The following is a 24598-nucleotide window of genomic DNA, read 5'->3' on the forward strand; positions in this document are numbered from 1 at the left end:
TGCCCTTTGGGTTCTTTCTAGGGACTATTAACTCTTTGTTGATCGGTTTTTACTTAGCCCACTAGGTCACAAACCTCGCGCCGTGATTTAATCGCCCCTAGATTGAACAAATTTCAATCCACAAAGATAAACACGCCCTAGTAGCGAGCTAAAACGTAATTTAGTGATTAGTGTTTTTATGGCGCTGATCATGGAGTCGGTAATGGCATTTGTTACCGCTACAAACAATATTGGCTATGCGGATATGCGTTTATTTTTAAATGGTTGGGCTGAAGGGCTACTTGCTGCACTGCCTATAGGTCTTACTATAATGTTAATAATGTCGGTTACGGTAAAATCTAAATTAGTACGCTTTTTAAAAAGTTAACAAAAAGAGCCTGTAGCTCTTTTTGTTAGCAAGCTAAACACTAAATTGCGCTATTCAAAAACGGTGCAGTGCGGCTTTTTGTAGATTGCGCGACTTCGTTTGGTTTACCTTGCGCAACTATTACCCCGCCTTCGTCGCCGGCTCCTGGGCCAATATCAATAACCCAATCACTGTTACTGGCTACTTGCATATCGTGTTCAACCATAATGACGGTGTTGCCCGCATCAACTAAGCCATTTAACTGCGCCATTAGCATAGCTACATCTTTAGGGTGCAGGCCAGTGGTTGGTTCATCTAAAATATAAAGCGTATCACTGCGCTGTGTACGTTGTAGTTCAGTGGCAAGTTTAATGCGCTGGGCTTCACCGCCCGAAAGCTCAGTAGCAGGTTGGCCTAAACGTAAATAGCCAAGGCCCACTTGTAGCAGCGCATTTAGCGCACGTAAAATAGCGGGTTCATCGGCAAAAAATGTATGCGCAGACTCCACCGTTAAATTAAGTACATCGGCAATGGTTTTATCTTTATAGGTAATGTCGAGTGTTTTTTGGTTGTAGCGCTTGGCGTTACACACAGGGCAAGGCGAATACACGCTTGGTAAAAATAACAGCTCCACGCTTACAAAGCCTACGCCTTCGCAATTTTCACAGCGACCTTTTTTAACATTAAACGAAAAACGACCGGCATCGTACTTACGTGCTTTTGCCTCTTTGGTATTGGCAAACAGTTTACGTACGTGATCGAACAAACCGGTGTATGTTGCAAGGTTTGAGCGAGGTGTGCGGCCAATGGCTTTTTGATCAACCGTTATTAGTCGCTTTATGTGCTCAATGCCCCCTGTTATTTGCCCGCCGGTTGTTATATCGAGTTCTTGCTCGAGTAGCTCGGCTTCATCGGTAGGTATTTGTGGCTGCGATTTTTGCCCAAGTGCATCGTATACCAGCTCAACTAAAGCTTGGCTTACTAAACTTGATTTACCTGACCCAGATACCCCTGTAACACTTGTAATAACCCCTAGCGGAAATTCTACATCGAGTTTTTGTAAATTATTACGTCCAATACCGTTAAGCTTTAACCATGCTTTTGCGCTGCGTTGTTGTTTGTTACTTTGTTTTAAAAGCTTTTCATCATTTTTAAAAAGGTATTGGCTAGTGTGCGAGCTAGTCACTTTTTGCAAGCCTTCAACAGGGCCGCTATAAACTATATTACCGCCACGGGAGCCCGCATTTGGCCCTACATCAACCACCCAATCGGCATGTCGAATAACACTTACGTCGTGTTCAACCACAAACACTGAGTTACCAGCGGTTATTAGCTCATCTAGTGCGGCTAACAAAGCTTGTGTATCGGCAGGGTGTAAACCTGCTGAGGGTTCATCTAGTACATACACTACGCCAAATAATTTTGATCGAATTTGCGTTGCAAGCCTTAAGCGTTGTAATTCACCAGGTGATAACGATGGGGTGGTGCGTTCAAGCGATAAATACCCTAAACCAAGTTTGGTGAGTGCTTCAACGCGTTTAAGAATATCGCCTGCTATACGCTTTGCGACTATGGCTTTTTCGGGATTTGCAACGTTACTTTTAGCGGGGTTACTAGCGGCAAACTTTAACTTATCTGCCAGCTCATTGAGCGTTAATTGCGAAATTTCGCCTATATCAAGGCCCGCTACCTTAACCGATAACGACTCTTTTTTAAGCTTTTTACCTTCGCACTGCGGGCACTGTGATATTTGCATATACTGCGATACGCGCTTTTTAGTACGTGGGCTTTGAGTGCTCGCAAACGATTGTAAAACAAAGCGTTTAGCACTTGCAAATGTACCCATGTAGCTAGGGCTTTCTTCATTTTTAATAGCTGCTTGTGTTTGCTCAAGTGTGTACTCAGGAAATACTGGGACTGTAGGTGTTTCGTCGGTAAATAGAATCCAATCACGCGTTTTTTTAGGCAGAGTATTCCAAGGTTTATCAATATCGTAACCTAACGAGGTCAGTATTCGGCTTAGGTTTTTACCTTGCCATGCTGGAGGCCATGCGGCTATTGCGCGTTCTCTAATTGATTTAGTGGGGTCGGGCACTAGCAGCTCTTCGGTAACGTTAAATACACGGCCAATACCGTGGCATTCTGGGCACGCGCCTTGCGGGGTATTAGGCGAAAACGCATCGGCATAAAGTATACCTTGGCCTTTTGGGTATTCACCCGCGCGCGAGTACAACATACGTAGCGCGTTAGATATTGTAGTTACACTGCCCACAGATGAGCGTACCGACGGCACACCGCGCTGTTGCTGCAATGCAACCGCAGGTGGTAGCCCTTCAATTGAATCAACATCGGGCTCGTCTACTTGCTCTATTAATCTGCGTGCATAAGGTGATACCGAATCAAGATAACGATGCTGCGATTCAGCAAATAATGTTCCAAAGGCGAGCGATGATTTACCCGATCCCGATATACCGGTAAAAACAACAAGTGAATTACGGGGAAGATCTACATCCACATCTTTTAAGTTATGAACACGTGCGCCTCTTACTTGAATGCTGTGCTCAGGGTTTAATAAAGCCGATTGTGCATTATTAACCGCTTGGGTACTTTTAGGTGTGGTTGGCATGTAGTTTACTCCTGTTTAATAACCTTATGATTACGCGAGCCTTTCAAGATATAAACCCTACAGCAATCTCACTGAATGTGCGCTTATTCAAAATATGCATTAAATTATGATTATTGTGCGTTTACATAATAGGTAAAAACTGAGAGTATAAATTTTCAACGATTGTTTTTAAAAACACAATTTAATAAAGGGAAGTTGCACAGTGTTTAAAGCCTTAGTTTTGATTTTTATCGTGTTTTCATCGGCAGTCACTGCCAACACATCAAACACTCTTAATAGTGTATTAAATGTTGACCGTGCCATACCCAACAGTATTCATTTATCGTTTCCAAACGATAATAATATAACGCCTAAAAAATCTGACTTCACAATTTTAAATTACGTTCTTATGAGCAATAACGACGGCGAGCGCTGGGCGGTTATTACGCTAAATAATTTATCGTCAGGCAACCGCGAACTCAATCAAGATCATATATTAGCATTGTTTGCAGATGGTAGCAGATTAACGCCAATAGAATTTAAACTCGGTTTTAAAGGTAGTGAAACACAATCAGTCACCGTTTCGTTTGCTGAGCATAAGTTTCCTATTTTAAGTGTGTATTCGAGTAACGATTTGTAGTTAATACTAGAATTTAAGTGATGCAAATAATATTGCCTTGGGCTTTAGTTAAAGTTAAGGAGTTAAAGTTAAGGAATTACTATGAAATTTGAAGATGCGCAACAAAATATGAACCTCGCATATTTTGGTGGTGGAACCGGTGTATTAGTATCTGGCTTAGTTTGGTCTATAGCTGGTTTTGTTGCTTTACTGCATTCAAATCAAGTAAGCATGCTTACACTGTTTTTTGGTGGCATGTTTATACATCCATTAGCTATGCTACTTTCAAAAGCGCTTAAACGCTCTGGCAATCACGACCCTAAAAACCCATTAGGTAAATTGGCCTTAGAAAGCACTATTATTTTATTTGTTGGTTTGTTTTTAGCGTTTTACGTAGCAAAACTGCAAGCTGAATGGTTTTATCCAATCATGCTGATGATAATTGGTGTTCGCTATTTAATTTTTAACACTTTATATGGCATGAAAATCTATTGGATTTTAGGAGCTTTGCTTATGTTTTTTGGCATGGGGTGTATTGTATTAAATGCCAATTTTGTAATTGGCGCATTTATTGGCGGGATAACTGAAATACTATTTGCGATAGTAATATTTGCCCAATCGAAAGGACTGGTTTTAAAAACTGAATAACAAGCGGTCATAATGGAAAAGTTGTAGGTTATAGTAAAGGTTTTTAAAGTATTGAGTATCTGCAAATTGCATGTAGCTATTAGTCGGCTTAGAGCGAGATATAGTCGAACAAACTCGTTTTTGGACATAAACGATTTAGAACTCCTGCTCTAACTCACTGATCTAGGATTAGAAAAACTAAGCTATACTTTCCAGCAGCAATAAGCAAGACCTGACACCGAGGGAGAACGAGGGCAGGCTAATCGAGTCCGTTTTTTTGCATCTAAAGACTCAAACAACTACATAGATCAATCTAACCCTTCGCGAGTTAAACTTTGAATAACATATAGTTAGTATCAGTGGTAACATGTAATTACTACCAGTTGCACAGGTGTACCCATCATGAGCTTTCATTTAAATACTTTTCTTAAAAATCAAATTCTAGATGATAATCTCTCTTACCTATATCTATTGTCTCTGATTAAAAAGCAGAAAGGCAAAAAGCTGACAAAAGCAATTTATTCAGAGCTTGATGACATAGATAAGTTAAAAAGAAGAGTAATAAGGCAGGTAGAAAGGTACAGGCAAATTGTGGACCAAAATATGGCTTTAGAACGTGACGGATCCAATTTAGTCCTGACGCCACTGAAGTCAATACAAGTCAAAAACTTTAGAGGCTTCTCTTCACTCAACGACAATGATCAAGGGACATTAATCCCATTTAGTAAGGGGGTTAATGTCTTTTTTTCACCAAACGGTGGAGGAAAAACATCATTATGTGAGGCTATCGAATATAGTCTCACGGACAATTTAAAAGAAGCTAATCGTAGGAACACACCATTAAAAAACTACATAAAGAATGGTGGAGCACCAAGCATTATCTGCAAGTTAGTCAATGGAGTCGTCCCTAAGTCGCCATTTTGGAATAGTTGTTTTATTGATAGGAACAGGCTACAAGAGTTTTCGCTATTGGGTTCAAAGGATACTAACGTTAAGCAAACGGATGTTCTTGCTACATTGTTTGAACTCGAAGAGGTTGATGACATTGTAAATGGAATGGTTAAGCCAGCTTCATTCAAAGCTGAAGAGTTTATTCGAACCTCTGGCCAAGAGCGTTATGAAGGGGTTAGTCAAAACCTAGCTGATAAAAGGCGCTTGAGAAAAACAAAGATTGATGAAATCCAAGAAGAACAACAGCTCTTAGCGAAACTGTTTGGGTTAGAAAAATATGATAGTGCTCATATAGTAACAAGGAAGAACTATTTTGATAGGTTGAAGAAACACCTAATGTTAAGTACCCAGAAATTTGAAGTTGCTAGTGAAGAGATCAAACTAGACTCCTTGAGTAAATATATTAATTCAATTGCTTGGCTAATTGAATTATTAGCAAGTAGAGGGAACCTTTTAGCAACTCACGCTAGTAAAGTTAATTACAAAGATTTGTATAAGGCTATTCAAAACTTCGGTGATATGTCTGATATTGAGAACTGTCCAACTTGTGAAACACCAATTAAAGATGTTCAAAAACATCCGAAGCAGGTTGCTGAAGACGAGTTGCCGAAGCTAGAGTTTTTAGAGCAGGCATCCATAACCTGCAAAAAGATAGAGCATCAATTACAAGAGCGTATAACTGTTTCCTCTGCCTACCTACAAACATACTTAGAACTAAATCGGGATACTCTATCGGAAGATTTGGTTTTCGCAATTGATAGTGTTTTATCATCAAACAAGTCCGATTCAGCCGAGTATTTAACACGATTATCAGCATTGAACGAATTTTCGGCTGCGATTGAAACACTAAATGATGAGATTAGAGCAAAAAATAAGAGGGTAGCAAATCAAGCTAAACGCCTCGAATCTCTGAACTTTAAAATTGATAAGATCGAAGAAAAGCTCAGATCTGCTTCAGTTTTTGAGACAAGTATCTCCACAAAATCTGTCACTTTATCGGAAATACACGAAGAGATAATCCGTCTTCTGACACAAAGTAAGGCTCATTCTAGTCAAATACTGCGTGACGAAGAGTTTAACGATTTTGCAAAACAGCTAGAAGATAGTTACAAGAAACTGTTTTCAGAACTTAATGAGTACAAGCGAGGAGTAGAGGCTGAAAATATAAGTGGAATAGAACTATCAACACTCAACTATTACAATCAGATCAACCAGCATGACAACCCTAATGAAATTGTGTCGGAAGTTAAATTTCAACAAAGAGGCGGTACATATAGAATTATTCTTAAGATGCAAGATGGTCGTGAAGATGACGCATTTTGTGTGTTAAGTGAAGGACATCTAAGAGGCTTGGGACTTGCCTTATTGTTATCTGTAGCAAAGAAAAATTGTCATCCAGTGATTGTTTTTGATGATGTAGTAAATGCAATTGATACTGAACATCGGTCAAACATTATAGATATGTTTAGTGAAGATGATTATCTAAAACAAGTTCAAAGGATAATTACAACACATGACAGAATGTTTTGGGAAAAGATTTCCAACAAACATAAGAGAGCAACTGATGCGGACACATTTTCAAGTCAAATATTGAAATCGACACCAAAAGGGATAGTAATACAAAACTTCGGTGTGAGTTACTCTCAAAAGGTTAAAGAAGCACTAGAGACGTACGATATTCGTCAAGCATTGGTATACTCACGAATTTGGTTTGAGACTATGGTCAATGAGTATTGCGTTAGAAATCAAATTCAAATTACGACAACATTTTCTAGCAGACAGCTCAAAAAAGACAATTGGTTGGAAATCAGCTTAGAGGCAACTTATAACGAGTTTGCGAAGTCATTGAACGGTAATGTCGATACCTTTAACTACCTGAAAAACGACCTAATAAACTGGGGTGGTCAAAATCAAGAACATCATGCATTTGATGAGTATAACTATAACTTCTCTCATGCAACGACTAGCTTAGAAGTTCAGACTATCTATGAGAAGCTATGGGTATTCGAGGCTCAGTTAAATCAAGACAAAACTATCGAGAAGTTGAACAATGAAAAAGCAGAACATGAAAGAATCAGGGAACAAACTACCCGTCAATTAGCAAATCAAGGGTTTGTTGACAATGCTGCTCAGGAGCTTGTTCAAAATTGCAGAGATCGCCTTGAGCGAGCTAATAGCGAATTAAGGTTGTTGAATAAGATCTTAGAACAAGTTTAGCTATAGCCGAATGCTTGGTCGAATTGTAGTGAACTAGCAAATTTGGCCACAAAAGTAGAGTTCGGAGCATGAGTAAAAGTAATGCAAAGCGTATCGATGCAGATTGAGGGGCTTAGTGCTGCTGGCACGGAAAGGGGCAGAAACGAGTTACGCTTGAATGTACTTGGCACTCTCTAGCCACTCGAAACATAAAATGTTGATAATAATTGGCAAAGTATTTTACTGTGTCGGATGGCGCTTCGCTTATCCGACCTACATTGGCACTTAGGGCAGAACCGGCCAACGCCCATTCTGCCTTTAGCAATTTTACTTAAGAAAAACCCCAATGATGTTCTACTTAAGGAACTTAACCAAATAGCTTTCTAAGTACTGCGCGTAGCACTATGCCATGAATATCTAAAAGATAATTATTGGTCGTTATGCAGCTGTACTTTTAGAATTTGCATGAGCGAGTCAGCATATTGCCTCAGAGGTTTTATGTCAGTCGTATTTCGAAATCGTGCAGCAAGCCCTTGAATTGAGGTCGTTACAAATTGAGCAAGGGCGCTGACCTCTGTTTCACTTAGCTTTTTACTGATGTTGTTTTCATTACTTATTGCTGCGTGAAATGCGTTTTCCTGTCTCTTGAAGTGCCTCTCAAGCAAAGCATGTGTTTCGGTATCATTGGGGTCTAGTTGCGCCGAGGTATTAACTACCAAACAGCCAATAACCCCCTCTCCAGACTGCTCAATCGATGATATGAGAGTTTCCAAATACTCTGCGATGGCAGCGATCCCTGAACCATCAGCCTCAATAGGGGCGAGGCTCGACCCGACAAAAGTATCTTGATAATGCTCCAGACAGGCATGAAATAATTCCCGCTTCCCTTTGAAGTCGCTATAAATTCCGCCGCGACTAACGCCAGTTTCACGCACTAAATCGCCCATCGAGACGACGTGATAGCCCATTTTCCAGAACGTTGATAGGGCGTTGTCGAGCAGGGCGGATCTGCTCTGAGATTTAGGTCTAGACATTATTTTCCTGTATATCACTTGTTTTAGAATGATCATTCCAGTAAGCTTCTGAAAAAGTTGGAACGATCATTCTATTATCCTTTGCTAATCTTTAATTGGCAACTGAAAACTAGAGTAAGTGTTCCTTCCCAATTTTATAGATGACGATCGTTTACGATCACAAATAAAAGGAAGACTAAGTGATGAAAACTTACCAAGTAACAAGCCCTGGTGGCCTTGAAAACCTGAACATTGTTGAGCAAGAAATTCCACAACCTGAAGCCGGTAAGGTATTAGTGCATTGGCGTGCAACGTCTCTTAACTTTCATGACTATTTGGTTGGCATTGGCGGTATTCCTGTTGAGGATGGTCGCGTACCTATGTCGGATGGTGCAGGTGAAGTAGTTGCCGTTGGTGAGGGAGTTAGTACGTGGAAAGCGGGTGATAAGGTCATGAGTTTATTTTTCCCTAATTGGTTAAGCGGTAAACCTTCGGCGACGGCTACAGAGGCGATTAGTGGTGATACGGCGGATGGTTTTGCACGCGAATACTCGTGTGTTGATGCTGACTCGCTAACGCGTATGCCTAACAATTATACCTTTGAGGAAGCGGCAACCTTACCGTGTGCAGGGCTAACAGCATGGCGAGCACTGATGGTGGAAGGTAATCTACAAGCAGGTGATTCGGTGTTGGTGCAAGGCACTGGCGGTATGTCTATTTTTGCGCTGCAATTTGCGAAAGCGGCAGGTGCATATGTGTATGCCACGTCTTCTTCTGATGAAAAATTAGAGCGTTTAAAGGCACTAGGTGCAGATGAGGTTTTTAATTACCGTACCGATGAGAACTGGGGTAAGACGATTGCTGAGCGCTCTGGTGGGGTTGATCACGTATTAGATGTTGGTGCTAGCGCGACCATTAAGCACTCAATGGATGCTGTTGCGGTTGGTGGGCATATTGCATTAATTGGTGTTTTAGGCGGAATGACGGCGGAATTGATGCTGCCGCAACTGATTTTAGGCCATGTAAAATTGTCGGCTTTAGCGGTAGGTAGCAAAGAAATGCAGGAAAAAATGATAGCCGCCATTGAGGTAAATGACGTTCATCCTGTGCTTGATAAAAACTTCGCGTTTGATGAACTAGCACAAGCCTTTGAGCATCAAGCGAGTGGTTCGCACTTTGGTAAAATTACCGTAACTTACGCAGACTAAACACCTAAAGGGAAATGGGGTCGCGTCTTGCCTTTTGCCACTCTATATTTAAATGCCCGCAATGGCACTCTCCAGCCACTCTACAACATAAAATATTGATAATAATTGGCAAGGTATTTTACTGTGTCGGATGGCGCTTCGCTTATCCGACCTACACCAACACAAAGCGGGCTACCTCTAAGCTCACACCTAACTCTCAAGTTATAAAATCCTTACTCAAAACTGATATTTTGCTTTAAAAAGTAATCTTCAATTTCATCAGTATGAGGCTTAAAAGCCTTCCAACGGCCAATTGCTTTGCTATTTAATGGTTGGCGTACTTGCACTTTACTGGCCGTAGATACCGGAGCGGTGTTTAGGTGAAAATCTATACATTGTGCTTGCCATCCTAAATTACAAAAGCTGACTAGCTCTTTTATTTGCTGCTCTGGCTGTGCGACTAATTCTTCGTATTTTACTAATTTTATGTTGCTGTGCAGGGAGCTCAAGTGCTGCATGAGTTTGTAAAAGCGGCTATAAAATTTGGCGGTGTCGAGTAAATCGAGCGAGTATGCGTAATAAGGGTTATTTATTGTAAATAACTGGCGGTAGTTACCGATGCAGGTGTCCATTGGGTCGCGCAGCATACAAATAATTTTAGCGTTTGGCAGCGCTTTAGTAATTAAGTCGATATAAAAAAAGTTAAACGGGAGTTTATCTATAAAGTGTTTATGGCTGCCAGTGGTTACGCGAGTCGCGTTTAAATAAGTTGTCCCAAGCTGATTAAAATCAAGCTCATACGCTTGAGTGAGAGTTTGAGTATCGAGTACATGCGGTGTTTGAGTCTGGCTTAACTTTTTAACGCTTAGGCCAAAGTCTTGTAATTCTCCGGCCGATTGTACGTCGCTGTGGCTCGATAAAATACGCTCAACCAATGTGGTGCCAGAGCGGGGCATACCTAATACAAAAATAGGCTCTGCCGTTGGGTTACCTTGTGTAAGCGCGTGTTTATGCTGCTCACTTAAATGTTTAATGTGTTCAAATAATGCGGCTGAGCTTTTATGATCAAACGGCTGCATAGTACGCTTTGCTGCTTTACCTTGCTCTAGGCTTTTAAACGCATCATCAAACTTACCTATGTCTTGGTACTCTTTTGCAAGCGCGTGGCCAATGTGTAATTTTGCATCGGGATGAGTGATTTGCTCAGCTACGGTTTTTAAGCGCGCTATATGATTAGATTGCGCAGTGGCTTTGGTTAAATCGCTTAATGCAAAATGGCTCTGATGATGCTGCGGGTTTAGAGTAATGGCGCTTTCAAAGGCGTTTTTTGCTTGTTCAAATTGGCCTACAAATTTAGCGCTCACACCCAAATTATAATAAAACTGTGGTTGTGGTTTATTTGCGTGTTTGGCCAGTTCAATAGCGCAGTTAAAGTAATTTAGTGCGTGTTCATGAAGGCCTGTTTGTGTAAGCGCAACACCTAGGGTGTCGGCATCAAGACTCTTTTTTATTTGCTTAATGGGGATGGCTAAAGCGGTGTTTTTTGCTTTAGTAAGCTCACCTGTTAATGCATAACACTTTGCAAGTTGGGCGGTATATTCAATGTTGTTACCAAAGCTAAGGGCTTTTTCGATTAGCTTTATGGCTTTGTGTATTTGCCCAACACGTAAATTAACCATGGCCAGTAAAAAGTACCCATCGGCAAAGTCGTTTTTTTGAGTTACTAATTCAACTAAGGCTTTATGAGCAAGTTCAATATTGCCTTGGTTTAAATGTGTAATTGCACTTTGGTGGAGTTGTTTTAAATTTGGCTGCATTGTTTAATTTTTATTGTTTAGTTGCGCGTTAATAAAGAAAAAAGGCTCAAATAAATTTGAGCCTTAAAACATTGTTTAAAAGTGACTATAAATTAAATTTCAAATTTGTAGTTAAATTTAACACCTACCGTAAGCGGGCGATTAATGTAATGGCCGTAATTACGTTGTATGTCGGCGCCATTTGCTGATGTGATATCGGCATCTGAACGACGAACGGATGTAACCGCGTATTTGTTGAATAGGTTATCAACATATAAGGTAGTTGACCATGCATCAGCTGTTAATTTAGCTGAAATATTACTTAAGCTGTAACCTGGTAGTGTTTCGCCGTTATCACGAAGCCCTACTCTTGAAAGCACGTCGCTTTGCGCGGTTAAACCGTAGTTAATATCAAGCGTTTTGTCGTTAAACACGTCTGTTTGATAGTTTACACCCATCGAAAACTGGTTTTCAGATGAACCAGGTAAACGGTCCCCGTCTTCTGCGCCGTCTGTGCCATCAGCATTAAACAAAAATGGTGCGTCTGATGTTAGCTCTGCTTTTGTGTAGGCATAAGTTGCATATACTGAAAACGAGTCAGATAAAATAGCACGGGTAGAAATTTCAATCCCTTTTGCGTTAGCACTGCCAGCGTTTGAAAGGTACGTTAATTGACCTATATCTGTAGCGCCAGTGATTTGTGCATCATCCCAATCGATGTTAAATAATGCGGCGTTAAAGTGTAGTTGGCTTCTAAACCACGTACTTTTTAAACCTAACTCGTAGTTGGTAGTTGTATCGGCGTCGTAGAGCATTTCTTCTGGGCTGCCACAGCCTGCTTGGTTAGCTGGTAATGGATCAGGACACGGTGCTAAACCATTTGAACCACCAATTCTAAAGCCTTCGCTCACTGTTACGTAACCCATAACTGAGTCAGTAAATTGGTATTTAGCATTAAATTTAAAGAGGCTGCCGTTATCGTCAGCTTCATTTTTTTCAAAGTTTAATGAAATAGCATCAGGTGCAGCGTCATCAAATAAAGTATTAAATAATGGGAAGTCTACAGCAGATTCTGATTCAACGTCGTATTGGTATAAGCGCATACCTAAAGTTACGTCTAGCTTTTCTGTTACTTGATATCCTACTTCACCAAATAAAGCTGATTCTGTTATTTCGGTGCGATCTACTGAAAAGTACTCAAGCTGATCTGGGCGAGACTGCGAAGCGCCAAAGTTCTCTACTGCAAAGTCACCAAAGCCAGGTGTAAACTCTTTACTTGAAGCATCCGTTTCTATTTTGTTGTAAAACGCACCCACAATCCAGTTTAAGTCGCTATCACCTTGTGATACTAAACGCAGCTCTTGGGTGAAGGTGTCTTCTTCTTCAATTTCACGCGTGAAAGAGGAAAACGCTGGAAATTCTTCATAGCCATAGTCAAGACGAATAAGTAAATCGGTTTGATCGCGTTGTCCGTCAGCATCAAAGCTCGAAATACCGGTTGCCGATACTAGCTCTGCAAAACCTAAATCAGCTTTTAGCTCAAGGCTTAGTAATTGATCTTCTTTTTCGCGCGGTTCTTCATAGCGATAAGCAGACTCATATTTACCAATGATATCACTTAGGCCATTATCATCGTTTAAGCTGTTGTAATGAACAATTGAACGGCCTTCGCTGTCTTGCTTTTGGTAAAAGTAATTTAATGTTGCTTCTAATGATTCGGTTGCTTTCCAACGAACTGAAATACGCCCTGTAGTAGTGGTTTCACCGTTAGCATCTTCTACATTTTTAATGTTTTCGTTAACTGCAGTGCTATCATTCCAATCAGGATCGGGTAGCGATACACCTGGCTCTTGTACTACGTAGCCGTAATCAATAAAGCCAGGATCTTCGTATACGTTTAAGCTTGCGCGAACTGCTAATTTATCTTCAATAATAGGAAGGTTAACAATAAAGCCACCTTCGCCACCTAGAGAGTCGCTTTCTTGGGTTTGAAATAGGTCGCCGTAAACTTCGAATGACGTAAAATCAAGCTCAGGCTCTTTAAGCATGTAACGAATTGCACCGCCTAATGTGCCCGCACCATAAAGGGTGCCTTGCGGCCCAATAAGTACTTCAACGCGCTCTATATCTACTAAACGCATATCAACTGAAACCGGAATTTCGTTAATGTAAGTTGATACTGTACCGCCATCTGATGATGGACCAGACGAGTTTGTGTTTAAACCACGAACAATAATAGGCGAGCCTGAGCGACCACCTTGATCGGTTATTGTTAAACCAGGCACCCAGCGTGCTACATCGGCAAGCTCACTGATATTTTGATCTTTCATAATATCTGCATCAAGCGCTGTAATATTTAGTGGTGCATTTTGTACAGAGCCGCTGCGCCTTGTTGCTGTAACTTCGATTACTTCGAGTGATTTGTTTTGAGCTGCAACTTCTTCTTGAGCAAGTGCGGCATTAGGCAATAAAAATACGCTAGAAACAGCGCTCGAAATAGCCAAGGTTAACAAGCTTGGTTTAAACATAAAAAGTGATCCCCAGTTCAAATGTTTTACATTAGTAAATTAAGTTAAGCAGTTTATCAGGGAGTTAGATTGCTGGGAATAATAAAATTGAATTTTAATTCACTTTTTTGGAATAAATAGCGAGTTTAAATGCACTTTAATTTATATGGCAGTTTCTTGTGCCCAAAGACTTGCAGCGAAAAGGGTACACGTTATAAGCAGCTACTTTGATTGATTAAAAGTAAATAGGCATTCATGTTTATAAAATTGCATTAATTGTAGTGTTTGTTAATGCGCTTTATGCCTCGATAAAAAACGTCATTCATAGCTCTTTTAGTAATGACTTATTCTACTTTTGGCACTGTAAAAATTAAGTTTGATCCCCATTGTTGTTAGTTATCGTAAGCTATTTCAATTCGCACGCATGTGCGCGCATTAAGGAGCAAGCAATGAGTCAGTTATTTTCGCCTTTAAACATAGGTCAGCTCACTTTAGAGAACCGAATTATTATTGCGCCTATGTGCCAGTACTCAGCCAATAATGGTGCTGCCAGTGATTGGCATACCATTCATTTAGGGCAGTTAAGTTTAAGTGGTGCAGGGTTGCTTATTTTAGAGGCCACAGCGGTAAACCCAGAGGGGCGTATTAGTTACGGTGATTTAGGGCTTTGGGATAACGAAACCCAGCAAGCATTAGGTAAAAGTTTAAAAGCAGTGAGGCAATACAGCCCTATGCCTATTGGTATTCAACTTGCTCATGCAGGGCGTAAAGCATCTACAGAAAAGCCATGGGATGGGGGCGGTGCATTAAGCCCAACTGATGAAAACGGCTGGCAAACGCTTGCGCCTTCAGCACTCGCGTACGACGAAAGTAGCCCTGAGCCAAAAGCTATGAGCCAATCCGACATAGACTCATTAATTAAAGACTTTGTAAGCGGTGCTAAACGCGCTGACGAGCTTGGCCTTGATTTAATAGAGTTACATGGTGCGCATGGTTATTTGTTGCATCAGTTTTTATCACCGTTGAGTAATAAGCGCGATGATGAGTATGGAGGCAGTTTGCAAAACCGTATGCGTATTGTGCTTGAAGTATTTAAAGCTGTTCGCGCAGAATTTAACAGCAACAAACCAGTAGGGATTCGTATTTCTGCCACTGATTGGGTAGAAGGTGGTTGGGATTTAGAGCAATCAATAGCGCTTGCTAAAGCCCTTGATGAGCTTGGCTGTGATTTTATTCATGTAAGTACTGCGGGTCTAAGCCCTGAGCAACAAATACCAGTAAAACCTAACTTTCAGGTGCCATTTGCAACAGCTATTAAAGAGGCTGTGAATATGCCTGTTATAGCGGTGGGATTAATTACCAAGCCACAACAAGCCGAAGATGTTATTAATGAGCAGCAAGCCGATGGCGTAGCCCTTGCGCGTGGTATTTTATATGACCCGCACTGGCCTTGGCATGCAGCAGCAGAGCTTGGCGCTACTGTAACTGCACCTAAACAGTATTTACGCTCAAGCCCGCATGGTAAGCCATCACCAATAAAGTAAGCAAAGTACGAGGTTATAACCCAGTGGGCTTTGCATCCATTGGGTTTTATTATTTTAAACTGTACAAAACAGAGAAATACATGACTCAAACAGGCGTTTCACCGCAGCCCCTTAGCAATACACTTGTTGGTATTATTGCTTTATGTTGCGGCCTAATTGTTGCCAACATTTACTACGCTCAACCTATTATTGAGTTATTAGCACCCGAGGTGGGGTTGAGCCCGCACAGTGCGAGTTTTATTGTGTCTCTTACGCAGATTGGCTATGCCCTTGGGCTATTTTTTTTAGTGCCATTAGCTGATCTCGTCGAAAATAAGCGCCTAATGCTTATAACGCTTGGGGTATCGTTTTTGAGCTTAATAGGCACAGCCCTTGCCGATACCCCAAATGTAATGCTTATTTTATGCTTAATGATAGGTATTAGCTCGGTGTCTGTTCAGGTGCTTATTCCGCTTGCGGCGCATTTATCGTCTGACGAAAAGCGTGGCCAAGTGCTGGGTAATATAATGGCGGGGTTACTATTAGGCATTTTACTCGCAAGGCCTATATCGAGTTTAATTGCCGATCACTTTGGTTGGCGTTCAGTATTTTACTTTGCAGCTGGCTGTATGGTGTTTATAGCAAGCGTAATTTATTTTGCTATTCCGCACAGGCAGCCAACTCAAAAAACAACGTATTTTAAATTATTAAAATCGCTTAAGCAGTTAATGATAGGTCAGCCCGTTTTACGTCAACGCGCTTTTTTTCAGGCGTTAATGTTTGCCTCGTTTAGCTTATTTTGGACAAGCGTACCCATTGTACTTGCGCGAGAATATGGTTTATCGCAATCACAAATAGCCTTATTTGCTTTAGTTGGTGCAGCAGGTGCGATTGCAGCCCCTATTGTAGGGCGCTTGGCTGATAAAGGTTACACGCATCAGTTATCGTTATTGGCAAAGGTGATTGCCGCAGTGTGTTTTTTACCTAGCTTATTTGAGTTACCCAACGGAATAATAATTTTAGCTTTAACAGGTGTGTTTATTGATTTTGCAGTACAAGCAAATATGGTGCTTGGCCAACGGGCTGTGTATTCATTAGAGCCACAAAGCCGTGCGCGACTAAACGCGATTTACATGACGAGTATTTTTGTAGGTGGCGCTGTAGGCTCACTTATAGCCAGCCCACTTTATGAAGCCGGTGGCTGGACAAGCGTTGCGTTAGTAGCCGCTGGTATGCCGCTTATTTCATTAATTGGGTATTTGCTAACAACCAACAAAAGCGCTAAATCGGTTAGTTAATAGGTATTATACCAATCCGCAATAATACTTAATCATTTTTAGGGGCTAAACGTTTCGCTATCTGCGTTAAAAAATTCTCATTTAGAACAACTAAATAGCGAATTTTTTGCCTTGCTATCAACACGCTTTTCCATCCTCAAAATAGATCACTTAATTAAGCGGATTGGTATTATTAAACACGTAGCCATCGTAATTTATACGATGGCTATTTTGTTTTAACTAGTTAGATCTAAGGTGTTTTTTTGTTTTTTAACACTTGAAAATGAGCTACCAACAGAGGCTATAATCACTAATAAAATAGCCAACCATTGCCATAATGTAAGTAACTCTCCAAGTATAATAAAGCCTGCAAGGGCTGCAAATGCAGGCTCTAAGCTAAGCATAATGCTAAATCCTTGTGCGGGCATATTGCGCAGAGCGACCATTTCAAGTGTATAGGGCAGGGCGCTTGATAAAATGGCAATGCCAATACCAAGGGGAATTATTTCCCATGTAAATGCACTGCTTTGCGATATACCACCATAAGGGACTAGTACTAGTGCAGCAATGGTCATACCTAAAGCAACCGTTGCACCACCTGAACTTTGAGTGCCGGTTTTTTTACCAAATAAAATATACGCGGCCCAGCAAGCTCCTGCTGCAAGTGCAAGTATGACACCTATTGGGTCTAGGCTATCTTGGCTGCTCATATCGGGTAGAAGCAGTAAAATACCAGCAATGGCACAGGCTACCCAAAATAAATCTCGCTTACGGCGAGAGCTAAATAGCGCCACAGCTAAAGGGCCTGTAAATTCAAGCGCAACACCTATACCTAGCGGAATACGCTCTATAGCGTAATAAAATAAAATATTCATACCGCCAAGGCTCAAGCCATAAACAATAATAGAGGTGCGATTATCCTGCGAGGGTAAGTGTTTCCAAGGTTTAAAGATTAAACATAAAATAAGCGCAGAAAAACCAAGCCTTAGTGCAGTAGTGCCCTCGGGGCCAACAATAGGAAATAATTGCTTAGCAATAGAGGCACCAGATTGAATGGTGATCATAGCTAAAATTACACAAATAATGGCGAGTAAAAAATCTTTAGTGGATGATTGCATTGAATTCCTTACTTACAATCGGCTGGTTTTGCGCAGTGTATCTTTTTTTAATTATTAGCGAAACATCAATACCCAGTAATTAATAAATCTTGAAGCATTGCTTAAAAATAATTAAACCCTTAATACGTTTTAAAGCAAGTTAAATGTATAGCTGCTAGAAAAAGCATGTTGTTTACTCAAATAGAATAGCTATACCAAGGTGATAAGGATAAGCAAAAAAATAGCGAGCAAGTAAGACTTGTTCGCTATATTTTTAGTATAAGTAATGAATAAGGGTATTAGTTTGCGCTTTTAACCAAACCGTCTAAAGAGTAAAGTCCTCTTTTTTCATCATTTTTGCGTTTAATTTCTTCAAGTGCACGTGATTCTACTGCATCAAATAAAGCATTAATTAAGCGATTAAAGTGTTTATGCATTGCTGTACGTGCGGCACTTGCATCATGAGACTTAAGCGCTTTATAAATAGCGGTATGTTCGTCCATTACGCAGTCGTTATTGTTTTTACATACACTGCCGTAATCGGTAACAATTTGAGCGTTGTTAAGACGTAAATCCCATAAATTAGATACCGCATACTCAAGCGCTTTATTGCGAGTAGCGCGGGCTATAATTTCGTGAAACTCACGGTCAGCCTGCTCAACATAAAGGCCTTTTTCCATAGCGATTAGCGTTTTATTTAATTGCTCTAACTCTTCTTCGGTAATAGTTTGAGCTGCCAGTGCTGCAATTTCGCCTTCAATTAAAGCACGTGCTTGAGTAAGTTCAAATGCACTAATTTCTTTAGATTTAATTGGTTTTTCTAGCTGCTCAACAACATAAACACCTGAGCCAGTTTTAACTTCAACTCGGCCGCGCACTTCTAATGCGATAATAGCTTCTCTGATAGTAGGGCGACTTACGTCAAACATTTCAGCAAGTTCACGCTCTGGAGGTAAACGACTTCCAGCAGAAAACTCACCTTGATTTATCAAAGACTCAACTTTATCAACAATGCGCCAAAATAAGCGACGATTACCCATACTTTACCTTCATTACCTTAAGGAATAATGGCCTCTGGGGCCTAATAGTCAAAAACAACAGTTAATACCAGAGGTTACCCCAAAATTCACTATTATGTCAAAATTCTAACGCGATGTTACGCTTGCAAACCACTATACACCAATGGTTGCGTTTGTGTATTACCAATTTAGTTCAAAATAATGCAATTGGCCAGCTTGATTGGTAATGTTTTTATGTGTTAGGTTAGTTTTAAGGTTGCTAAAATAGATACATTGGTAATAAGTCAAAGTTGCACTGTAAGTGTTATTTGTTGCAAATTAAGAATTTTATAGTTGATAACTCAAATTGATTGCCCACGGATGGGGGTCGTTATTGTAATAAAAAGTGTAGTCTTAGTTAGTTGTTTTAACTTCCCTTTGGGCGTTAACTGTCGTTGGTTAACGCCCATATATATTTTATTATTTATCGCTTGGGTATATAACACCAAGTTGTTTACGCGCATCATCTAGTACGCTCATTACATCAGATGCTAATTGGTGGGTATTAACAGGCGATTCAAGCACGTTTTGCTCAACTAACTCGATAAAGTGAGCTACTTCGTATTTCATAAAATGCTCATCAAACTTACCTGAAATAACTTCTGTTTCACCGTTATTTGCAATAAATTCAATCTGTTTAAGCTGGGATACGGCTTCTATGCGTATGCGGCCAAGCTCGCCTTGTATTTCGGTAATATTGTCGCCTTGCGATATTTTAGAGTAACTAATAACGGCTTGTTTATCTGCGTAGTTTAGTAATACATCGCCCGCGCCATCTACGCCTGTTTCGAGTAATATGCCGCTTGCGCTTACACTTTGAGGTGCGCCCCAAAGGGCTATTAACAAGTAAAGTGGATATACACCTAGATCTACCAAGGCACCGTTAGCAAACTCAGGTAAAAATGTATTTGGGCGCTCACCATTTTTGTATTTATCGTAGCGAGATGAGTACTGACTGTATTGACCAATAAATTTACGGGGTGTACCAATTTTAGCCATGGCGTGTTTAAGGTTGGTAAAGTTTGGCAAGTGTGTGGTCATCATAGCTTCCATGTAAAGCCGCTGATGTTTTTTTGCGGTTGCTAAAATAGCATTTAGCTCGTTAGTATTAGCTGCTGATGGTTTTTCACCTAATACATGCTTGCCTGCTTCAAGGCACATTACTGCGTAATGTTTATGCAGGCTATTTGGCGCTGCAATGTATACGGCATCAACGTTTTGATCTTGGCATACTTGCTCAATTGAAGTGAAAATTTTTGCGTTCGAATTTTGAGGGTGTTTTGTTAAAAATGCTTCCCCACTTGAGACAGCGCGCGAACACACGCCATATAAATTAAAATCGGCTAATGTATTTGCCGCATTGAGTAAGGTGTCGCTAATAAAATTAGTGCCAACAATAACAAAGTTCATGCTCACTCCTTAGAAAATATAAGAGCGATAATTGTATCATTTTAAATTTTGGCGTGTTTGTTTTAAAGGTTAAGTTTTTAATGTGTTTAAGCTTTAATTTACGTCGTTTTTTAGCTGAGGGTTTATGCAATATAAATAGCGATTAATGAGCTGGTTTTATGTATTGTGGTGTAAATAAAAAGTAAACGGTAAGTTGTATGAGCACAGAGTATGATTACATCATAATTGGCGCAGGCAGTGGTGGTTGCGTTATTGCTTCGCGGTTATCTGAGGATGCAAATGTAAGTGTGTGCCTTATTGAATCAGGTGGCAGCGATAAAAGTGCATTTGTGCAAATGCCGGCGGGAATAGCGGCAAGCGTGCCGTATGGCATAAATAGCTGGCATTACAACACGGTGCCACAAAAAGAGCTTAATAATCGCTGTGGTTTTGTGCCGCGTGGTAAAGTGCTTGGTGGCTCAAGCTCCACTAATGCGATGGTGTACATTAGAGGGAATAAATATGACTACGATAATTGGGCGCAGCTTGGTAATGAAGGGTGGGACTTTAACAGTTTATTACCGTATTTTATCAAAGCTGAAAACAATAAAACCTTTATAAATAATGAGCTGCATGGCACTGATGGCCCCTTACATGTGCAAGATCTTAATAACCCAAGTGCAATTAATCAGTGTTTTTTAAACGGTTGTAAGGAGCAGGGCGTTAATTTAAGCGACGATATTAATGGAGAAAAACAGCCTGGAGCGCGTCTTTCACAAGTTACCCAACATAATGGTGAGCGCTGCAGCGTAGCTAAGGCGTATTTAACTCCTAATTTAAATAGAGCTAACTTAACAGTACTTACAAATTGCCACGTTAATAAAATAAATATTAAAGACAAAACAGCGCAAGGGGTAGAACTTGTTAAAAACAATCAAGTAACTAGTTTAATTGCAAATAAAGACGTTATTTTGAGTGCCGGTGCAATTAACTCTCCGCAGGTATTAATGCTTTCAGGTATTGGCCCTAAAGCACATTTAACAGCACACAATATTAAAGTAGAGCACGCTCTAGAGGGCGTAGGTGCTAATTTACAAGATCACTTAACCGTAGTGCCGCTTTATAAATCAAAAACAAGTAAAGGTACGTTTGGTATTAGCCCCCTGGGCATTGCAAGTATTTTTAAAGGCTGTGTTAACTGGTTTAGTATGCGAAAAGGGCGATTAACCACTAACTTTGCAGAGTCGCATGCCTTTATTAAATTATTTGAAGACTCAAAAGAGGCAGATGTACAGCTTGAGTTTGTTATAGGACTTGTAGACGATCATAGCCGTAAGCTACATGTAGGCCATGGTTATAGTATTCATAGCAGTATTATGCGCCCAAAAAGCCGTGGCAGTATTACGCTTAAAAATAGCGACCCGCGCAGTGCCCCCCTTATTGATCCTAACTATTTAAGCCACCCTGATGATTTAAAAATTATGCTAGCAGGACTTAAAAAGACGCTTAGCATAATGCAAAGCCCTGCTTTTGATAAAATACGCGGTAAAATGCTGTATCCACTTGATATTAATAACGATGAGCAACTTATAGAGTTTATCAGGCAAACGGCCGATACCGAGTATCATCCTGTAGGGACTTGTAAAATGGGGCAAGATAAAATGGCAGTCGTGAATACCAATTTACAGGTACATGGTGTGAGCAAGTTACGCGTAGTTGATGCGTCTATTATGCCTACAATAATTACCGGCAATACGAATGCACCGGTAATAGCGATTGCCGAAAAAGCAGCAGATTTAATTAAACAAAGTTATAAATCAGGGCTGTGAATGTGTGCTATAAAACTGAGTAAGCCAAGCTTGCCAATCGCTTTCTAGGCGAAGCATTTGCTGATGTTTTTTAGCATTTAAATGCTTTGTTTCATCCTCAAGCGCTATATATGGACCAACACGACACAGCGAGCAATGATTAGGTGTTAAATAGGTAGGTTTTGAAAGGTATGGGCTTAACTCACTGACCAACTCAGGACTTGTTTTAGGGCTAAACACGTAGGTAATACCACTGGTATCTTTTACGTGTTTATCACGGTCTACGTTTCTAATTTTATACCCTTCAAAGTGGCTAATATCAAATGGCATTTGGCCTAAATATTCAGCCTGTAAGCCTTTGTTTAAACTGCCTTCAATATTCCACTCTCGGTAGGGCTTTACATCTTTAGAGGTAATATAACAAAGCATGGGGCCGTTAGGGTTTAGCGCAAATTCGTTAGCGTACTTAATAAATTGATGAAGCAAAGCACGGTTAAGTACGTTCATGCTTGATTGTCGGGTATTGCTTTCATACGCTTCGCGTCCAACAAATGCTGGAATAAGCGGAAACTGAAATATAACCACATCAAAGCTGTGCTGGTTTTGACCTAGTGCTTGCCAACAGGCAGGATTTGTTACATCAAAGCTATTAAGTACATCTACGTTATGTGCTTTTAGGGTGCTTAGCGCATTATTTTCGTATTTTTGCTCAATGGTGGCTGCACTATCATAAGTTGAAGCCACTAATTTTGAAGGTTTTATGTGAGTATACAGGGCATTTGAAAACGATAAATCGCCATCACCTACGGTAAGTATTCGCCAATCAGCATTTAAATACATAAATTAAGCGGACTTACTCGGTGTTTGCTCATCATTACTGGCAATGTTTTGAGAGTGAGCAGCGTGTAAACGATGGAATGCAAGGCGGGTTTTAAGCCCTTCAATGGCTATTTGTTTTAAAATTAAATTAAAGGTAATTAAAATAGCAAACACTATATGAATAGGGCCATGAGAAAACCCAGCTTCTGGGTTGTAAAGTGTTAGGCCAAATAGCATGAATAGTACAACTAAAAGTATTTCAATTAGTTGATTTGAATAAAAGCTTAAACGGCCTTCATTTTTGTGATCTTTTTTAATGCTTATAGCGCAAAAAAATGGAATAACTTTAATTTTAAACGCAGCGTTTTTTTCTACGTAGTTTTCGCCAAGTTCATTTAGTTGTTGGCGTAATGTATCAATCATGGTGCGTCCTCAAATAGCAGTGCGCGGATGTTACACCATTACGCTCGTTAGGTTAAGTGGCTCGAGGTTATTTAGGGTAAAGGCTCATACCTATGGTAAGTATGTGGCACACAAACACGACAGAGGTAAGTACAAATCGCATTTTTTGATAATCTTTGTGGTAGGTTTTCCATTGCGCTGTGGCTTTTTCAAATATAAGTACCAACCAAAAACTTGCTCCTAACCAGGCAAGTGCCCACTCAACAGGCAGAAAAGATAAAAATGGCACCGGGATGACAGGTAAAACTGCTTTTATCGCATCGCTATAGCTTTGCATTCCAGCGCGCCATAAATTACCAGCCATAAAGGCAAGTATGGCAATGCTATAAAAAGTAAAAAACTCTAAGTTTACACTGTTACTTCCAAACACAAGCGGCCATGCTACGCAGCCTAAAAATGGCAATAACCCTAAATAGCCAAGTTGAATATGATTAATAAATTTTTCCATTGCTGCATGCCTTATGTAGAAGTGTTTTTAAGCGCGGTTATTGTAGCAGTATTCTCAAAATATAAATTAATAAACGGGTAATAAATCAATTACGAGAAATCCTTGTCAATAGTTCAATCTTAAAAATCGATTGTTTTAATCTAAACAATCAATTTTATTTAATTTATCAATGGGCTTATTGTATTAATCAAGCCAGCAGAGCTAGCCAACAAATCTAGCTTTGCTTGGTAACTTAAATTAATACATTAAATATAAATGAGGAATACTATGAGCACTTCATTAATCAACACAAAAATTCAACCTTTCAACGCAACTGCATACCACAATGGTGATTTTGTAGAAGTATCTGAAAAAGATGTACTTGGTAAGTGGTCAATCTTCTTCTTTTACCCAGCAGATTTCACATTTGTATGTCCTACAGAGCTAGGCGACCTTGCAGATTACTACGCACAGCTTCAAGAAATGGGCGTAGAAGTTTACTCAGTATCAACTGATACTCATTTCACTCATAAAGCATGGCACGATACGTCAGACACAATAGGTAAAATTACTTACCCAATGATTGGCGACCCAACTGGCCGTATTACTCGCAGCTTCGGTGTAATGATTGAAGAAGAAGGCTTAGCACTTCGTGGTACTTTTGTTATGAACCCTGAGGGCGAAATCAAAGTAATCGAAACTCACGATTTAGGTATTGGCCGTAGCGCTAAAGAGTTAGTACGTAAAGTACAAGCTGCACAATACATTGCAACTCACGACGGTGAAGTTTGTCCTGCATCTTGGCAGCCAGGTGAAGACACACTTGCTCCTTCACTAGACCTAGTTGGTAAAATCTAAGTATAGATTTATCCCTACTATAAGGGCAGTTAA

General features: G+C 40.2%; 19 protein-coding genes. 9 read left to right on the top strand and 10 right to left on the bottom strand.

What is annotated here, in order from left to right; translation table 11 throughout:
• Nucleotides 1–163 precede the first annotated feature (163 nt).
• A complete protein-coding gene (locus CWC11_RS05740) occupies nucleotides 164–367 on the top strand; it encodes a DUF2798 domain-containing protein (RefSeq protein ID WP_249330664.1) in 204 nt (67 codons plus the stop codon).
• A gap of 40 nt (nucleotides 368–407) precedes the next feature.
• On the opposite strand, the gene uvrA is transcribed toward CWC11_RS05740, so the two are convergent.
• Complete coding sequence (gene uvrA, locus CWC11_RS05745) at nucleotides 408–2972, bottom strand: excinuclease ABC subunit UvrA (RefSeq protein ID WP_138681908.1); 2565 nt, start codon at nucleotides 2970–2972, stop codon at nucleotides 408–410.
• A gap of 202 nt (nucleotides 2973–3174) precedes the next feature.
• On the opposite strand from uvrA, the gene CWC11_RS05750 reads away from it, so the two are divergent.
• The 3 genes from CWC11_RS05750 (at nucleotide 3175) to CWC11_RS05760 (ending at nucleotide 7365) form a co-directional block, all read left to right on the top strand.
• Nucleotides 3175–3591 carry a hypothetical protein gene (locus tag CWC11_RS05750; RefSeq protein ID WP_138681909.1) on the top strand — a complete coding sequence of 139 codons (417 nt, stop codon included), beginning with the start codon at nucleotides 3175–3177 and terminating at the stop codon, nucleotides 3589–3591.
• Nucleotides 3592–3672: 81 nt separating this feature from the next.
• A complete protein-coding gene (locus tag CWC11_RS05755) occupies nucleotides 3673–4218 on the top strand; it encodes a DUF7010 family protein (RefSeq protein ID WP_138681910.1) in 546 nt (181 codons plus the stop codon).
• Between the two features lie 381 nt (nucleotides 4219–4599).
• Entirely contained in the window at nucleotides 4600–7365 is a 2766-nt protein-coding gene (locus CWC11_RS05760; protein WP_138681911.1) for an AAA family ATPase, read from the top strand.
• 407 nt (nucleotides 7366–7772) lie between these two features.
• On the opposite strand, the gene CWC11_RS05770 is transcribed toward CWC11_RS05760, so the two are convergent.
• Complete coding sequence (locus tag CWC11_RS05770) at nucleotides 7773–8378, bottom strand: TetR/AcrR family transcriptional regulator (protein ID WP_138681913.1); 606 nt, start codon at nucleotides 8376–8378, stop codon at nucleotides 7773–7775.
• Nucleotides 8379–8560: 182 nt separating this feature from the next.
• On the opposite strand from CWC11_RS05770, the gene CWC11_RS05775 reads away from it, so the two are divergent.
• Nucleotides 8561–9565, top strand: coding sequence for a zinc-dependent alcohol dehydrogenase family protein (locus tag CWC11_RS05775; RefSeq protein WP_138681944.1), 1005 nt, complete (start codon nucleotides 8561–8563; stop codon nucleotides 9563–9565).
• A 212-nt stretch (nucleotides 9566–9777) separates the two neighbouring features.
• Here the strand turns inward: CWC11_RS05775 and CWC11_RS05780 are convergent, their stop codons facing one another.
• A complete protein-coding gene (locus CWC11_RS05780) occupies nucleotides 9778–11361 on the bottom strand; it encodes a tetratricopeptide repeat-containing sulfotransferase family protein (RefSeq protein ID WP_138681914.1) in 1584 nt (527 codons plus the stop codon).
• 92 nt (nucleotides 11362–11453) lie between these two features.
• Nucleotides 11454–13868 (bottom strand): TonB-dependent receptor, encoded by a 2415-nt coding sequence (locus tag CWC11_RS05785; RefSeq protein WP_138681915.1) that lies wholly within the window; start codon nucleotides 13866–13868, stop codon nucleotides 11454–11456.
• Between the two features lie 428 nt (nucleotides 13869–14296).
• Here CWC11_RS05785 and CWC11_RS05790 point away from each other — a divergent pair, with 428 nt between their 5' ends.
• Both CWC11_RS05790 and CWC11_RS05795 read left to right on the top strand, forming a co-directional pair.
• Nucleotides 14297–15391: an NADH:flavin oxidoreductase/NADH oxidase gene (locus CWC11_RS05790; RefSeq protein WP_138681916.1), complete on the top strand. Its 1095-nt coding sequence runs from the start codon at nucleotides 14297–14299 to the stop codon at nucleotides 15389–15391.
• An 80-nt stretch (nucleotides 15392–15471) separates the two neighbouring features.
• Nucleotides 15472–16668, top strand: a complete 1197-nt coding sequence (locus tag CWC11_RS05795; protein ID WP_138681917.1) for an MFS transporter — start codon at nucleotides 15472–15474, stop codon at nucleotides 16666–16668.
• Nucleotides 16669–16883: 215 nt separating this feature from the next.
• Here the strand turns inward: CWC11_RS05795 and CWC11_RS05805 are convergent, their stop codons facing one another.
• From CWC11_RS05805 to CWC11_RS05815, 3 genes are all read right to left on the bottom strand, one after another.
• The gene (locus CWC11_RS05805; RefSeq protein WP_138681918.1) at nucleotides 16884–17765 is read right to left on the bottom strand and encodes an EamA family transporter; all 882 of its coding nucleotides are present in this window, start codon (nucleotides 17763–17765) and stop codon (nucleotides 16884–16886) included.
• A 278-nt stretch (nucleotides 17766–18043) separates the two neighbouring features.
• The gene (locus tag CWC11_RS05810) at nucleotides 18044–18784 is read right to left on the bottom strand and encodes a FadR/GntR family transcriptional regulator (RefSeq protein WP_138681919.1); all 741 of its coding nucleotides are present in this window, start codon (nucleotides 18782–18784) and stop codon (nucleotides 18044–18046) included.
• A 438-nt stretch (nucleotides 18785–19222) separates the two neighbouring features.
• On the bottom strand, nucleotides 19223–20212 hold the full coding sequence (locus tag CWC11_RS05815) for a Gfo/Idh/MocA family protein (RefSeq protein WP_138681920.1): 990 nt from the start codon (nucleotides 20210–20212) through the stop codon (nucleotides 19223–19225).
• A 197-nt stretch (nucleotides 20213–20409) separates the two neighbouring features.
• Here CWC11_RS05815 and CWC11_RS05820 point away from each other — a divergent pair, with 197 nt between their 5' ends.
• Nucleotides 20410–22020, top strand: coding sequence for a GMC family oxidoreductase (locus CWC11_RS05820; RefSeq protein ID WP_138681921.1), 1611 nt, complete (start codon nucleotides 20410–20412; stop codon nucleotides 22018–22020).
• Here CWC11_RS05820 and CWC11_RS05825 read toward each other — a convergent pair.
• From CWC11_RS05825 to CWC11_RS05835, 3 genes are all read right to left on the bottom strand, one after another.
• Nucleotides 22009–22839: a class I SAM-dependent methyltransferase gene (locus CWC11_RS05825; RefSeq protein WP_138681922.1), complete on the bottom strand. Its 831-nt coding sequence runs from the start codon at nucleotides 22837–22839 to the stop codon at nucleotides 22009–22011. The two genes, CWC11_RS05820 and CWC11_RS05825, sit on opposite strands and share 12 nt — an antisense overlap.
• A 3-nt stretch (nucleotides 22840–22842) precedes the next feature.
• Entirely contained in the window at nucleotides 22843–23241 is a 399-nt protein-coding gene (locus CWC11_RS05830) for a hypothetical protein (RefSeq protein ID WP_138681923.1), read from the bottom strand.
• Between the two features lie 67 nt (nucleotides 23242–23308).
• The gene (locus CWC11_RS05835) at nucleotides 23309–23728 is read right to left on the bottom strand and encodes a DUF3429 domain-containing protein (protein WP_138681924.1); all 420 of its coding nucleotides are present in this window, start codon (nucleotides 23726–23728) and stop codon (nucleotides 23309–23311) included.
• A gap of 267 nt (nucleotides 23729–23995) precedes the next feature.
• Between CWC11_RS05835 and ahpC the strand changes: the two genes are divergently transcribed.
• Nucleotides 23996–24565 (top strand): alkyl hydroperoxide reductase subunit C, encoded by a 570-nt coding sequence (ahpC, locus tag CWC11_RS05840; RefSeq protein WP_058404596.1) that lies wholly within the window; start codon nucleotides 23996–23998, stop codon nucleotides 24563–24565.
• Nucleotides 24566–24598 lie beyond the last annotated feature (33 nt).

This window comes from Pseudoalteromonas sp. S3178, assembly GCF_005886985.1.
Classification (GTDB): Bacteria; Pseudomonadota; Gammaproteobacteria; order Enterobacterales; family Alteromonadaceae; genus Pseudoalteromonas; species Pseudoalteromonas carrageenovora.

Bases quoted from the DNA above. Each gene is read 5' to 3' on its own strand.
- CWC11_RS05780 (WP_138681914.1), bottom strand. From the start codon at position 11,361: ATGCAGCCAAATTTAAAACAACTCCACCAAAGTGCAATTACACATTTA.
- CWC11_RS05825 (WP_138681922.1), bottom strand. From the start codon at position 22,839: ATGTATTTAAATGCTGATTGGCGAATACTTACCGTAGGTGATGGCGAT.
- CWC11_RS05810 (WP_138681919.1), bottom strand. From the start codon at position 18,784: ATGGGTAATCGTCGCTTATTTTGGCGCATTGTTGATAAAGTTGAGTCT.
- CWC11_RS05755 (WP_138681910.1), top strand. From the start codon at position 3,673: ATGAAATTTGAAGATGCGCAACAAAATATGAACCTCGCATATTTTGGT.
- CWC11_RS05785 (WP_138681915.1), bottom strand. From the start codon at position 13,868: ATGTTTAAACCAAGCTTGTTAACCTTGGCTATTTCGAGCGCTGTTTCT.
- CWC11_RS05760 (WP_138681911.1), top strand. From the start codon at position 4,600: ATGAGCTTTCATTTAAATACTTTTCTTAAAAATCAAATTCTAGATGAT.
- CWC11_RS05835 (WP_138681924.1), bottom strand. From the start codon at position 23,728: ATGGAAAAATTTATTAATCATATTCAACTTGGCTATTTAGGGTTATTG.
- CWC11_RS05795 (WP_138681917.1), top strand. From the start codon at position 15,472: ATGACTCAAACAGGCGTTTCACCGCAGCCCCTTAGCAATACACTTGTT.
- CWC11_RS05830 (WP_138681923.1), bottom strand. From the start codon at position 23,241: ATGATTGATACATTACGCCAACAACTAAATGAACTTGGCGAAAACTAC.
- CWC11_RS05770 (WP_138681913.1), bottom strand. From the start codon at position 8,378: ATGTCTAGACCTAAATCTCAGAGCAGATCCGCCCTGCTCGACAACGCC.
- CWC11_RS05790 (WP_138681916.1), top strand. From the start codon at position 14,297: ATGAGTCAGTTATTTTCGCCTTTAAACATAGGTCAGCTCACTTTAGAG.
- ahpC (WP_058404596.1), top strand. From the start codon at position 23,996: ATGAGCACTTCATTAATCAACACAAAAATTCAACCTTTCAACGCAACT.
- CWC11_RS05820 (WP_138681921.1), top strand. From the start codon at position 20,410: ATGAGCACAGAGTATGATTACATCATAATTGGCGCAGGCAGTGGTGGT.
- CWC11_RS05805 (WP_138681918.1), bottom strand. From the start codon at position 17,765: ATGCAATCATCCACTAAAGATTTTTTACTCGCCATTATTTGTGTAATT.
- uvrA (WP_138681908.1), bottom strand. From the start codon at position 2,972: ATGCCAACCACACCTAAAAGTACCCAAGCGGTTAATAATGCACAATCG.
- CWC11_RS05775 (WP_138681944.1), top strand. From the start codon at position 8,561: ATGAAAACTTACCAAGTAACAAGCCCTGGTGGCCTTGAAAACCTGAAC.
- CWC11_RS05815 (WP_138681920.1), bottom strand. From the start codon at position 20,212: ATGAACTTTGTTATTGTTGGCACTAATTTTATTAGCGACACCTTACTC.